Annotated in this window: 13 protein-coding genes; 11 read left to right on the forward strand and 2 right to left on the reverse strand. The window is 42.7% G+C overall.

Annotation, left to right across the window (positions count from 1 at the left end; genetic code table 11):
- The first annotated feature begins 1 nt into the window (after position 1).
- From MLE13_RS10300 to MLE13_RS10335, 8 genes are all read left to right on the forward strand, one after another.
- Entirely contained in the window at positions 2–1639 is a 1638-nt protein-coding gene (locus tag MLE13_RS10300; RefSeq protein WP_240749623.1) for a glycoside hydrolase family 13 protein, read from the forward strand.
- Between the two features lie 213 nt (positions 1640–1852).
- On the forward strand, positions 1853–2419 hold the full coding sequence (locus tag MLE13_RS10305) for an MEDS domain-containing protein (RefSeq protein ID WP_240749624.1): 567 nt from the start codon (positions 1853–1855) through the stop codon (positions 2417–2419).
- Positions 2420–2891: 472 nt separating this feature from the next.
- Positions 2892–3338: a DUF4385 domain-containing protein gene (locus tag MLE13_RS10310; protein WP_240749625.1), complete on the forward strand. Its 447-nt coding sequence runs from the start codon at positions 2892–2894 to the stop codon at positions 3336–3338.
- Between the two features lie 64 nt (positions 3339–3402).
- Entirely contained in the window at positions 3403–4287 is an 885-nt protein-coding gene (locus MLE13_RS10315) for a TIGR01777 family oxidoreductase (protein WP_240749626.1), read from the forward strand.
- A 152-nt stretch (positions 4288–4439) separates the two neighbouring features.
- Positions 4440–4703, forward strand: coding sequence for an RNA polymerase sigma factor (locus MLE13_RS10320; protein WP_240749627.1), 264 nt, complete (start codon positions 4440–4442; stop codon positions 4701–4703).
- Between the two features lie 140 nt (positions 4704–4843).
- Positions 4844–5308, forward strand: coding sequence for a MarR family winged helix-turn-helix transcriptional regulator (locus MLE13_RS10325; protein WP_240749628.1), 465 nt, complete (start codon positions 4844–4846; stop codon positions 5306–5308).
- Entirely contained in the window at positions 5305–7029 is a 1725-nt protein-coding gene (locus MLE13_RS10330) for an ABC transporter ATP-binding protein (protein WP_240749629.1), read from the forward strand. Before MLE13_RS10325 ends, MLE13_RS10330 begins: the two co-directional genes overlap by 4 nt.
- Complete coding sequence (locus tag MLE13_RS10335) at positions 7026–8852, forward strand: ABC transporter ATP-binding protein (protein ID WP_240749630.1); 1827 nt, start codon at positions 7026–7028, stop codon at positions 8850–8852. Before MLE13_RS10330 ends, MLE13_RS10335 begins: the two co-directional genes overlap by 4 nt.
- A gap of 33 nt (positions 8853–8885) precedes the next feature.
- Here the strand turns inward: MLE13_RS10335 and MLE13_RS10340 are convergent, their stop codons facing one another.
- The gene (locus tag MLE13_RS10340) at positions 8886–9401 is read right to left on the reverse strand and encodes a CPBP family intramembrane glutamic endopeptidase (protein WP_240749631.1); all 516 of its coding nucleotides are present in this window, start codon (positions 9399–9401) and stop codon (positions 8886–8888) included.
- Positions 9359–9697, reverse strand: coding sequence for a hypothetical protein (locus MLE13_RS10345; RefSeq protein WP_240749632.1), 339 nt, complete (start codon positions 9695–9697; stop codon positions 9359–9361). Before MLE13_RS10345 ends, MLE13_RS10340 begins: the two co-directional genes overlap by 43 nt.
- Positions 9698–9854: 157 nt before the next feature.
- On the opposite strand from MLE13_RS10345, the gene MLE13_RS10350 reads away from it, so the two are divergent.
- The 3 genes from MLE13_RS10350 to MLE13_RS10360 all read left to right on the forward strand — a co-directional run bounded on the left by MLE13_RS10350 (position 9855) and on the right by MLE13_RS10360 (position 13120).
- Positions 9855–10028 (forward strand): hypothetical protein, encoded by a 174-nt coding sequence (locus tag MLE13_RS10350; protein ID WP_240749633.1) that lies wholly within the window; start codon positions 9855–9857, stop codon positions 10026–10028.
- Positions 10029–10389: 361 nt separating this feature from the next.
- Positions 10390–12375: a penicillin-binding transpeptidase domain-containing protein gene (locus MLE13_RS10355; protein WP_240749634.1), complete on the forward strand. Its 1986-nt coding sequence runs from the start codon at positions 10390–10392 to the stop codon at positions 12373–12375.
- A 358-nt stretch (positions 12376–12733) separates the two neighbouring features.
- Positions 12734–13120 carry a MerR family transcriptional regulator gene (locus tag MLE13_RS10360; RefSeq protein WP_240749635.1) on the forward strand — a complete coding sequence of 129 codons (387 nt, stop codon included), beginning with the start codon at positions 12734–12736 and terminating at the stop codon, positions 13118–13120.
- Positions 13121–13125: the final 5 nt, after the last annotated feature.

Below are 13125 nucleotides of genomic sequence, written 5' to 3' on the forward strand. Positions count from 1 at the left end.
TATGACTAAAAAATGGTGGAAAGAAGCGATCGTTTATCAAGTCTACCCACGTAGTTTTATGGACTCGAACGGCGATGGCCTAGGCGATATTAACGGTGTCACTAGTAAATTGGATTACTTAAAAGACATGGGCATCGACGTTATTTGGATTTGCCCAATGTACAAGTCGCCAAATGACGACAATGGCTACGACATTAGTGATTATCAAGCCATTTTAGAAGAATTTGGCACGATGGCTGATTTCGAACGATTAATGGAAGAAGTACACGCACGTGGTATGAAACTGATTATTGATTTAGTCATCAACCATACAAGTGATGAACATCCATGGTTTTTGGAATCAAGTTCATCACGTAACAATCCAAAACGCGACTGGTACGTTTGGCGCGACGAACCGTTAAACTGGGAAAGTATATTTGGAGGACCTGCTTGGGAATTTGATGAAAAGACGCAGCAATATTATTTGCACATCTTCTCGAAAAAGCAGCCCGATTTAAATTGGGAAAACCCAGAAGTGCGCAACGAACTTTATAAAATGATTAATTGGTGGATCGATAAGGGAATCGACGGTTACCGCGTAGATGCCATTAGCCATATTAAAAAAGAGTACGCCAACACAGAAGGTGCAGGCGATCATTTATTTGTTCCTTCGTGGGATAAATTCATGAACGTTGACGGCATCCAGCCGTTGTTGAAAGAATTGCACGAAGAAACGTTCAGCAAGTACGACATTATGACAGTCGGCGAAGCGAACGGCGTTTCAGCAGATGAAATCGATGAATGGGTTAGCGAAGAAAGCGGCAAATTCAATATGATCTTCCAATTTGAAGACATTGATTTGTGGAATACGGAAGTGAGTAATGGTGTAAACGTACCAGAACTAAAACAAGTACTAAGCAAATGGCAAGACAAAGTAAATGGCATCGGCTGGAATGCATTATTTATCGAAAACCACGACAAGCCGCGCGTCGTCTCCACGTGGGGCGACGATCATTCCTACTGGCGTGAAAGTGCGACCGCTTTAGCGTGTATGTATTTCTTCATGCAAGGCACGCCGTTTATTTACCAAGGGCAAGAAATCGGCATGTCAAACGCGCCATTTGAAGAACTCGATCATTTTGATGACGTTCATACGCATAACTTGTATTTCCATAAAAAAGAAACTGGCATGGATCACGAAACCATTATGACGCTACTGCGCGCAACAAGCCGCGACCATTCACGGACACCAATGCAGTGGGACAATACGCTCCATGCAGGCTTCTCTGAAGAAATGCCCTGGATCAACGTCAATCCAAATTACGAGTGGTTAAACGTCGAAGCACAAGAAAACGATCCGCATTCGGTACTAGCCTTCTATAAACAAATGATTTGGCTACGCAAAAATATGGATGTCTTCGTCTACGGAGAATACAAGCTAATCGAAATGGGGCATGACTCCGTATTTGCCTATACACGCGAATCGGCCGACGATAAAGTGCTTATCGTCACCAACCTAGGCAAGCACTCCTGCCTATGCGCCGTTCACCCAGAAGATTCCACACTGCTATTGGCCAATTATAAAAACATCGATCCTGAACAATTGCTTCCATATGAAGCACGTGTTTATAAAATACCAAAAGACGCAGTGATTAGGTGAACCCAAAAAGCCGAGGAAAGATCAACTTTCCTCGGCTTTTATATGTCTAGCGTCAGAATTCTTGCATGTATAAATTGTATCTTTACATAAAATTTGAGGCTGCTTCATGAATCACCAGGCACAAACCTTCAAGCAAATCGGGGGACATACGTTCTCTAAATGTGTATAATAAGTTCTGTAAATAGTTACATTGAACTTTTAAGGGGTGACTAAATGAACAAAAACATGCTCCAATTATTTAAAGAACGGCAAGGTGTACGCGTTTTATATGCCTATGACGAGATTCAAAAATACATCGAACACGTCGCAGCTTACGCGAAGCATGGCATAGAAGCAGGGGATCATATCGTGTTGATTGAAAATCCTCGCTTGTCTCCAAAAATCTATTCTGAATTAGAGAGCCAGCTAACAAAAGAACAGATGGAATTTATTCATTTTGTCAAAAGCTTTGATTTTTATTTTTCAAATGGTAGCTATCATCCGCCCGCGATTCAACTCTATTTTGAAAAAATGCTTCAACCGTTTATAGAAGAACAAGCAACTTATAGAGCTTGGGTACACGTAGAGTGGGCATCTGGAGAGTTTCCTATGCACTTGATAGAAGACTTTGAAAAAGTTCTCGACGTCTCCGTGAAAAATTATCAATTCCCATTGATATGTGCTTATGATGATAAATTACTAGAAGACCCGATTCGAGACATGTTACTCAAAAAACATCCATATATATTGGGTGAAGACGATATCGTCGTATCTGATTTATATGTAACAACAGAAGCTTAACCTAAAAAACACCGCCGAGACCTCTCGGCGGTGTTTTTGCTTCTTTATATAGAAGAATCTTGCATGGTATAGAATCTTTACATGAATATAATTATCTTATACATGAAAATTTCGAGCTGTTACCTGAATTTTTACTGCTCTTACATGAACTTTTAAGCTTTTTACACGAATCAAAGATTTTACCAGAAGTTTCCGCGTTGTTACCTGAATATTTCGAGCTGTTACATGAACTTTCAAAGCTCTTACATGAACTTTTCAAGTCTTTACACGAATCAAAGCCTCTTACCGGAAGTTTGCAGGTTGTTACCCGCACATTTCAAAGCTCTTACATGAACTTTCAAAGCTCTTATCCGAACTTTTCCCCTCTTTACCCATATCCCTACCAATCTCCCCCAAACCACATAAAAAAGATTCACACCTCTCAATCGAGGGTATATTCCTAACAAAGCACAGCATAAAGGAGTCGATCATGATGGCGTTTGATTATGACCTTGATTATGAAAATCTCGATTTGCGTAAAAATCCGGAACTGTACCGTGTCGGGAAAGGTGAGCAAGGCGTACTGTTAGTGCAGCCGTATAAAGGTGAAATTTTACCCCATTGGCGATTCAAGACGCCTGAGATTGCACAAGAGTCGTGCGATAAGATTTCAGAGATGTTCGAGGAGTATCGTAAACAAGATGATTTTGTTGGCATGGACATGGCACGGAAATTTATACAAATGGGCTATACGCGTGCACGGCGCTATACCAATTACAAAGGTGGCCGTAAATACAATGAAGATGGCAGCATTAAAGAGCGAGACATCGATCCGGTCAAAGCAGAATCGGCAGCAATTTTTAAAAAACGGTGGGATGAAATTCGAGAAGACGAAGATTATATAAAGCGCAAAAAGAAACACCAGAAAGAATTTGGTTAAGCTGCATCTTTTATTCAAGCCAAGCGTCAACTACTATAACAACTTACAGAAAATAGGTGGCTAGATGAAAAAGATCGTATTAGCTGGTGGCACAGGCTTTGTTGGACAATACTTAGAACAGAAGTTCACAGAACAAGGCTATAAAGTGATTATCATATCTCGACAGTCGGGACATTTGAATTGGTCAAATCATACTGGTATTGTCCATGCTTTGGAAGGCGCAGAAATGGTTGTCAATTTAGCTGGGAAGTCAGTAAATTGTCGTTATACAGAAGCCAACAAACGAGAAATTTTTGATTCGCGAATGGAAACGACAGAAGCGCTTGGCACAGCAATTTTAAACTGTGACAACCCGCCGCCGCTATGGATTAATTCCAGCACATCGACGATTTACCGTCATGCGGAAGATCGTCCAATGACTGAGGCGAACGGTGAATTTGGCAGTGGGTTTTCAGTGGAGGTAGGCAAAGCGTGGGAGCAGGCACTGTTTTCTTTTAACTTGCCTACTACGCGCCAAGTAGCACTGCGATTATCAATAGTCCTTGGTAAAGGGGGCGGAGTTATGACGCCTTATGAAAACATGGTGCGCTTTGGGCTCGGTGGTAAACAAGGAAATGGCAAGCAAATGTTTAGTTGGATTCACTTAGAAGATGTCTATAGAATCATCCTATTCGTACGTGACCATAACCAAATTAGCGGTGTGCTCAATACAACTTCCCCTGAACCCGTCACCAATCGCGAGTTTATGAAGCAATTGCGAATGACGATGGACCGCAAAGTGGGATTGCCTGCAACCGAATGGATGTTGAATATCGGAGCGGTAATGATTGGAACAGAACCAGAATTGATTTTGAAAAGTCGCTGGATTTTACCCGAACGACTAGAGCAATTCGATTTTCACTTTACTTATCCAACTATTGACAAAGCGCTTGAAAATATTCTTCACTAACAGAATAAATAGATCTATAGCACTAGGAAGTTCTTCATAAGGAGGATTTTTCTAGTGTTATTTATTTTATATGAAATAAATGCCTTCATTTCGAGATAATTGGGTTTAAGATAATCCTTTATAGGCAATGACTAAGTTAAGGGGGTGACGAATTGACCATAGACGAACAATTGATGACTGGAATTTGCAATCGTGAAGAACAAGCTTTATCTGATTTGTACGACCGTTACCACCGAATACTATGGAACATTGCACGTCAAAACCATCCAGATCAATCTGTCTGTGAACAACTCGTCACTCATGTGTTTCGAACAGTTTGGACAAAACCTCAAGACTTCATGCAAAACCGTCGACTGCTGGCGATGTTGATTGATTGTTGCCGGTCGCAAAGCATGGTTTCAAACAATAAAATATAAACACTCAAAACAACTCTTTTTAATAAAGAGTTGTTTTTTTGTGAATCAATACTTCCAAGTTGACCACTCACTATAAAGAGAGTAGCTTATAGACAATAGTTCCATTTGGAACAGTTCAGAAATGAAAGATGGTGAAGCACATGAAAGAAAGAGAAACGTATATGCAATTGATGATGTCATTTGCCAATGTGCAAAAAAATATGGTGCGATTTATTCAAAAGTCGGCTGCGGAAAAAGGCTTGTCAATTCCGCAATATTCGATTTTGATGACCATTTTTAATTGCAGCGAAATGACTCAAAAGACAGTCGCAGAAAAAACCTTTTTACCGAAAAGTACGTTGAGCCAAGCGGTAGATGGGCTTGTGAAAGAAGGATATCTTAACCGTCAACAAGTGGTGTGCAACCGCCGGGAAATGATGCTGTCACTGAGTGAACAAGGGCAACAGTTAGTAGATGAGTTCCATTTACAAGAAGACGGATTATACCAAGTGTTTAAATCAGCGAGTAATCAATTTACTGCTGAACAAATGACAGAACTTCTAAATGCACACCAGAAAATTTCAACGTACTTAACAGAAGTCGAATTAGAGGTGACGACCAAATGATTAAAGTGCTAAAAAACTTGAGTCCGTATAAATGGATTGTCTGGGGCGTTGTAGCACTGGTTTTTGCTCAATCAATGGCAGAACTATTTTTGCCAACATTGATGGCCGACATAATTGACAATGGCGTAGTAAAAGGCAACATTCCGTACATTTGGGAAATCGGTGGCTGGATGCTACTCGTTTCTGCAATCGGTGCTGTGGCATCTGTTTTTGCTAGTTTTTATTCATCGAAAGCGGCGATGGGGCTAGGTCGTGATTTGCGGCAAAAAGTCTTTAAACACGTTGGGCAATTTTCACTTCAAGAATTTGATGAAGTCGGAACTGCCTCGCTAATTACCCGTACAACGAACGACATCAATCAAATTCAGCAAGTCACCATTATGATGTTGCGGATGGTTATTAGTGCACCCATTATGTTAGTCGGCGGGATCATTATGGCCGTTTCAAAAGATGCAAAATTGTCGCTAGTCATTATTGGCGCGATGCCGGTTTTGGTCATTGCTGTCATGCTGATTTTGAAATACGGGATTCCGTTGTTCCAACAAGTTCAAAAACGTCTGGATGGATTGAACTTGGTCGTGCGGGAAAACTTAACAGGCATTCGCGTTATTCGCGCGTTTAACCGCGAAACCGAAGAAAAAGCGCGTCTTCAAAAAGCCAATCGTGAATTGGCAGATGTGTCGATTCGCGTCAATAAAGTCATGGCGTTTATGATGCCGACGATGATGTTGGTGATGAATATGACGGTTGTTGCTGTTATTTGGTTTGGTGGCATTCGTATTAGTAACGGAGCTATGCAAATTGGTGACTTGATGGCGTTTATTCAATACGTCATGATGATTATGTTTGCCTTACTGATGGCGTCATTTATGTTTGTAATGATTCCGCGGGCAGCTGTATCAGCGAAACGTATTAACGAAGTATTGGAAATGCAGCCAGCTTTTAAAGACGATGGCACGGCTAAAGCAGACCGCAGTCGTGGCACGCTGGAATTTGAAAACGTGACGTTCCATTATCCGGGAGCGGAAGAACCGGCATTGTCGAATATTAGTTTTACCGCAAAACCGGGTGAAATCACGGCGTTGATCGGTGGGACCGGTTCTGGTAAAACCACACTCGTTAATCTCGTGCCGCGTTTTTACGAAGCGAGTAGTGGGACCATCCGCGTGAACGGCGTCGATATACGCGAAGCTTCGCAACAAGAAGTTCGGTCGAAAATTGGCTTTGTGCCACAAAAATCTGTGCTGTTTACTGGAACCATTGCGGAGAATATTCGCTTTGGTAAACAAGATGCTAGCGATCAAGAAATGAAACAAGCTGCAAGCACCGCGCAAGCGACGGAGTTTATCGATCAAATCAAAGGTGGCTACACAGCGCCAATCGAACAAGGTGGTTCCAATTTATCGGGCGGTCAAAAACAACGTTTATCAATTGCCCGCGCCTTGATTCGCAAACCAGATCTGTATATTTTTGATGATAGTTTCTCGGCATTGGATTTTAAAACAGATGCCAAACTGCGGAGAGCGTTAAAAGATGAAACGAAAAACGCTACAGTGCTTCTTGTCGCGCAACGCGTCAGTACAGTTGTCGATGCAGATCGCATCATCGTATTAGAAAAAGGCAAAATGGTCGGCATGGGCACGCATAAAGAATTGTTGGAATCCAACAAAGTTTATCGTGAAATTGCCTTATCACAGCTGTCAGAGGAGGAAATCGCATGAGCCAAATGGGACCTCCACATGGCGGGGCAAGCATGCCGCCGCAAAAAGCAAAAGATTTTAAAGGCACGTTCCGACGTCTTGTTTCGTATTTAAAACCACGTCGGAAAAAACTGGCAGCCGTCTTTTTAGTCGCCATTCTTAGTACCGTCTTCACGATTATTGGACCGAAAATTATGGGGATGGCCATCACTGAATTGTTCGAAGGGGCTTACGGTCAATTGCAAGGCGCACCAGGAGCGGGCATCGATTTTGGTGTTATTGGTCAGTTGCTCGCACTTCTTGCCGGATTGTATGTATTTAGTAGTTTGTTCAGCTATATCCAGCAATACATGATGTCGACAGTGGCGCAAGATACGGTCTATGATTTGCGTCAAGACGTCAATAAAAAACTAGAAAAATTACCCCTCAAGTATTTTGATGGGCGAGCAAACGGCGAAACCTTAAGCCGTATGACCAACGACATCGACACAATTGGTAGCACCTTGCAACAAAGTTTGACGCAATTTATTACGTCGATTGTCACCATCATTGGGATTTTCGTCATGATGTTAACGATCAGTCCGTTGTTAACGTTAATTGCCGTCGTCACGTTGCCGTTGTCATTATTTGTGATCGGACCGATTTTGAAAAAATCTCAAAAGTATTTTGCGAGTCAACAAAAAAACCTTGGCCATTTAAATGGTCACGTGGAAGAAATGTATACGGGCCATCAAGTAGTTAAAGCGTTTGGACATGAAGCAAAATCCAACGAACAATTTGATGCAGTCAATGAAGAGCTATACAACGCAGGGCGTAAAGCACAGTTTATCTCCGGAATCATCATGCCGATGATGACATTGATTGGGAACTTGAGTTATGTCTTGATTAGTATCGTTGGGGGTATTTTAGTCACACAACGCGCGATTTCGATCGGGGATATTCAAGCTTTTATCACGTATTCCAAACAGTTTACGCAGCCGATTACGCAAACGGCGAACATCGCCAATATCGTTCAATCAACCATTGCCGCTGCGGAGCGCGTGTTTGAATTGCTGGATGAGGAAGAAGAAGTAAAAGAAGTGACAACTTCTGTTCTTGAGCGTGCGAAAGGCGCTGTCGCATTTAGAGATGTTGATTTTGGATATGGCAATGAGTTATTGATCGAAAAAATGAATATTGATGTTTCACCAGGACAAACGGTCGCCATTGTCGGACCAACCGGTGCTGGTAAAACCACTTTGATCAATTTACTCATGCGTTTTTACGAATTAAATGCCGGACGCATTTTGATAGATGGTCTAGATTCGCGTGATATGTCGAGACATGAATTGCGCCAAAACTTTGGTATGGTTTTGCAAGACACATGGCTCTTTAACGGCACGATTCGCGACAATATTGCGTACGGCAAAACCGGCGCCACAGAAGAGCAAGTCCGCGATGCGGCAAAAGCTGCACATGCCGATCACTTTATCCGCACGTTGCCAGACGGCTACGATACGATTTTAAATCAAGAAGTATCGAATATTTCACAAGGGCAAAAGCAGTTATTGACCATTGCTCGTGCGATTCTCGCCGATCCGCCAATTATGATTTTGGATGAAGCAACATCGAGCGTAGATACGCGGACGGAAATCTTTATCCAAAAAGCGATGAGTGAATTGATGGATGGCCGCACAAGCTTTGTCATTGCCCACCGCTTGTCGACCATTAAAGACGCTGATTTGATTCTTGTCATGGATCAAGGGAAAGTCATCGAACAAGGCACGCATCAACAACTGCTCGATAAAGACGGCTTTTACGCCGATTTGTATCAAAGTCAGTTTACAGCGAAATTGGCTGTTTAAAACGAAAAAAGGTCCACTGCGGTGGACCTTTTTTTATTCAGAAATGGATTCTTTCTCTGTTGGCAACCCACGCGCGAGCCAGTAAATCGCACCCAGCATAAACAAGGCACTAACGACTAGCATGACTGTATTCGGCATGGCTTTCGTGTAGACATCTGTAAAGTTGAATATGGCAACCGACTCTGGCCACTTTGGAGCTAAAAACAGCGAAGCGGCCGCGAGTGAATTATTGATGATGTGCAAAAAAATCGGGACCAGTAAATTATTTGTGCGCAAATACAGGAGCGAAGCTATAACACCAAACAAAAATGCGCCGACCACATCAAGATGCAACACGCCAAACACTAAGCTGGAGATCAAAATTCCGCCCCATACCGAAGTTTTGCCGATCAAGCGTTTTAGCAACACGCCGCGGAACATAAATTCCTCGACCACCGGTGCCAAAATAGCGATGGTGAAAATCGTGAACGCAATATACCAAGGCGACTCGGGTAGCGGGATCTCTTCTAACAAAAAGTCGACAAGCCACGGAGCAAACGGTGCCAGCACATACAGCTGAAGCCAAACATGCTAAGCGAAAAAGCAATCGATACTGCCACTAACGCAAATAAAGTCGGCAACCATTTCTTGGTGCCCGTAAACGATAAGACGTTCCAAATCGAGGCATTGTGTTTTTTAAAATAATAGCCAAAGTAAATTCCAGGGACGACGACATACATCACCAACTGGCTGACAACTTCAAACGCGATGACGCTGACATTTAACAGAACCAACGTCACCATACTGACAACGGTTCCTATAACCGAATACAAAATCAAATAACGAGCTTTCATTTCTTCAAACATGGAGCACCGCCTTTTTTGGTGTCGTATTAGATTATACGAACGTGAACGCAGTAAGTTCCAAAAGACACTATTTTTCGACAATGAACAAAAAACAGCGTATGCTTAAGGTAGTTTACCTGACCGCTAGAGCGGCGGGCAGAACGGAAGGATGATTTACATGGCATTTCTAGAAAAACTCAACCAATTCAAAGACAAGTCGATCGAAAAAGGCAGAACCCATTGGGAAGAAAACAAAGACGACTACAAAGAAAAAGCCACGAACTACAAAGACAAAGCAATGGTCATGAAAGACGACGTTGCCAATAAAATAAAAGAAAAAACGAAAAAATGATTGATGGAGTAGCCAAGCTGGTAAAGCTTGGCTACTTTTTTTGTGGGGTTGATAGGGATGCTTGGTTTTACATGAAGTTTTGGAGTCTTTACCTGAACTTTTGAGAGTTATACATGAACTTTTGAGCTCTTTACCTGAACTTTTGGAGTTTTAACAAGGATGCGAGTTTTTACAAGAATTTTTGAAGTCTTAACATGAACTTTTGAGAGTTATACCTGAACTTTTCAGCTTTTTACCTGAACTTTTAGAATTTTAACAAGGATGCCAATTTCCGTACGATAATAAAAACAGAATACTCAGACTTTAAATCTCGCGCCATTCAAGCGATAATAGAAGAAAGGAAAAGAGCGGAGGTCATAAAATGGATAAGACCAAGTTAATGGCAATTTTCTTTGCATTTATTCTTCTATTAACAGCGTGCCAGCAGGAGGAAGCGGAACCGACTCCTGAACAACCACGAGAAGAGCCAACTGAAACGGTTGAATCACCGGAAGGACGGGTGGCCGATTTTATTGAGCTATGGAACAATGGTGACTTTCCTACGATGCACAGCACTTATTTAAATCAAGGCACGCAAACCGTTTACGGGGAAGCGAATTTTGTGACATGGCAACAAGAGTTGCACAAACAGCTTGGCGTTGAGAACATCAATGTCACGTACACAAAGCCTGACGAAGATGCCGAATGGAATCAAGACCAGCCGGCGGATTTCAAAATTAACGTGAGTTTTGATTCCATTGTGGGTCCGGTGGAATTTAATAAAACCTTGACCTTGCTTTATGAAGAGGAAGATTGGTTTGTGGAATGGGACCCGTCGTTTATTTTGCCGAATTTAGAGGCAGGGGACCAAGTGACGACTACTGTTGTTGAAGGGGCGCGCGGGGAAATTCTCGATCGCGATGGTAAAGCGATCGCATCGAATAGTGAAGGCTATGAAATTGGCGTAGTTCCTGAAAACTTCGATTTATCGAAAAAGCAACAATTGGCGCAGTTGCTAGGGGTTACAGAAGAGACGATTGATGGCCGGCTCAATCAACCGTGGGTGCAGCCGCATTATTTAGTGCCGATTGCGCAAATCAAGGCAGACCAAGCGATACTGGATGAGCTATTTACCATTCGCGGTACCAAGCAAGAAAAAGTAGTGATGCGCAATTATCCGTACAACCGTGCTTTATCACACGTTACCGGATATGTGGGCCCGATTACGGCTCAGCAACTAGCGGAGTGGAGTGGCCAAGGCTATACGACTGAAACCTTGGTAGGGCGACAAGGCTTAGAAGAAGTGTTGCAAGAGCGGCTACGCGGAAAAGCAGGCGGTCGCATTATTTTGAAAAAACAACGAGAAAACGCCGTGATCACCTCGGTCGAAAATAAACCCGTACCAGGCGAAACAGTTACGTTAACCATTGACGCCGAGTTGCAGAAAAAAATCTATACGGCGATGAAAGAACAACCGGGAGCAAGTGCAGCGATTGATCCGACGACTGGTGAAACCTTGGCACTGGTCAGCTCACCGGGCTTTGACCCCAATGAATTTGTGCCAAACATCACCACGAGTCGATTCCAAGAACTTGCGAACGACCCGTTGCAGCCATTTTTCAATCGCTTTGCAGCCGTTTATACGCCGGGACAAGTAATCCAGCCAATTACCGCAGCCATTGGAATGGAAAGTGGTACGCTCGATCCGGCAGAAGGAATGGACATCACCGGCAAGTCGTGGCAACGTTACCGCTCGTGGGGCGATTTTCGCATTACGCGACCGCGGGATGATATTAAAAATCCGATTGATTTAAATAAAGCACTTGTTTACTCCGACTCGATTTACTTTGCCCAACAAGCACTGAATATCCAAGACAATGAGTTTCAAACAGGGTTGGAAAACTTCGGTTTTGGCGAAGAACTCGATTTTCCAATCGACTTGACAACGTCACGCATTTCAAAAGACGGCACATTTGGCTCCGAGGGGCAGCTTGCTGACACAGCATCCGGCCAAGGTCAGATGCAAGTCAATATCTTGCACCTTGCCAATCTCTATAGCCCGATTTTGACGGACGGCAAACTGTACAAACCGACCTTGTATGTGAATGACGAAAAACCACAATTATGGAATGAAAACTTGTTGAGTGCTGCGAACGCTGAGATTTTACGGGAAAGCTTCAGCAATACCGGTGAACAACTTGGCATTGAAATCGCTGGCAAAAGCGGTACAGCAAATGAAAGAGGCAAGCAGACAAAATGGTTCGTTGGTTACCAAGTATCAAATCCTAAGTTGATTGTTGCGATGATGATCCAAGGCGACGAAAAAGTTGAGAAAATGGTGGAACAAGCTCTTGTTACAGAAGAATAAAAATGAGCCAGGCAGAGGGTGCCTGGCTTTTTTAGTTGTTACATGAAGTTTTGAAGTTGTTATCAGCATATTTGAGTGCTATACATGAACTTTTGAACTCTTTACATGAACTTTTGGAGTCTTAACAAGGACACCCACTCACACAAAAAGTTTTACCATCTCCACCCAACTCCCTATACAATAAATGTCGATATAATGTCGCTAACTTGCACCCATTTAGATTTTATTCGAAAACCAGCACGTTACACTGTATGCTTTTTCGCAGAACGTGCTATATTTTTTAGTACAACGATCTGGTGCTATCGAGTCACAGATCAAATCGGCTAAAAAAGGAGGCGTCTGCATTGGGAAGGAGTTAATGAAAATCGGGGAAATTGCAAAATTGAGCGGAGTATCGACGAGAACCATCGATTATTACACGGTATCGGGATTGCTCCGTAGCGAGCGATCTGACACAAATTATCGGCTTTATCCGGCTTCTACCATACAGACGCTTGAACGCATCCAATTATTAAAAAAACAGCGCATGTCGATTTCGGAAATTAAAGAAGTATTGAATACACCAGAAAATCCGGAGACAGAGCTTCTGGTTGATGAAGTATATGAAGAATTCGAATGCTTGCAACGAAAAATCACGAGCTTGGAAGAGCAGTTAAAAGATGCGCCCAGTTCTGTGAAACTGCACGTCAGCAAAACACTTGAGCATCAATTAGCAGCAATCACATCATTGATCGCTTTGTTGTAAATAAT

This window comes from Planococcus halocryophilus (assembly GCF_022489025.1).
GTDB classification, from domain to species: domain Bacteria; phylum Bacillota; class Bacilli; order Bacillales_A; family Planococcaceae; genus Planococcus; species Planococcus halocryophilus_A.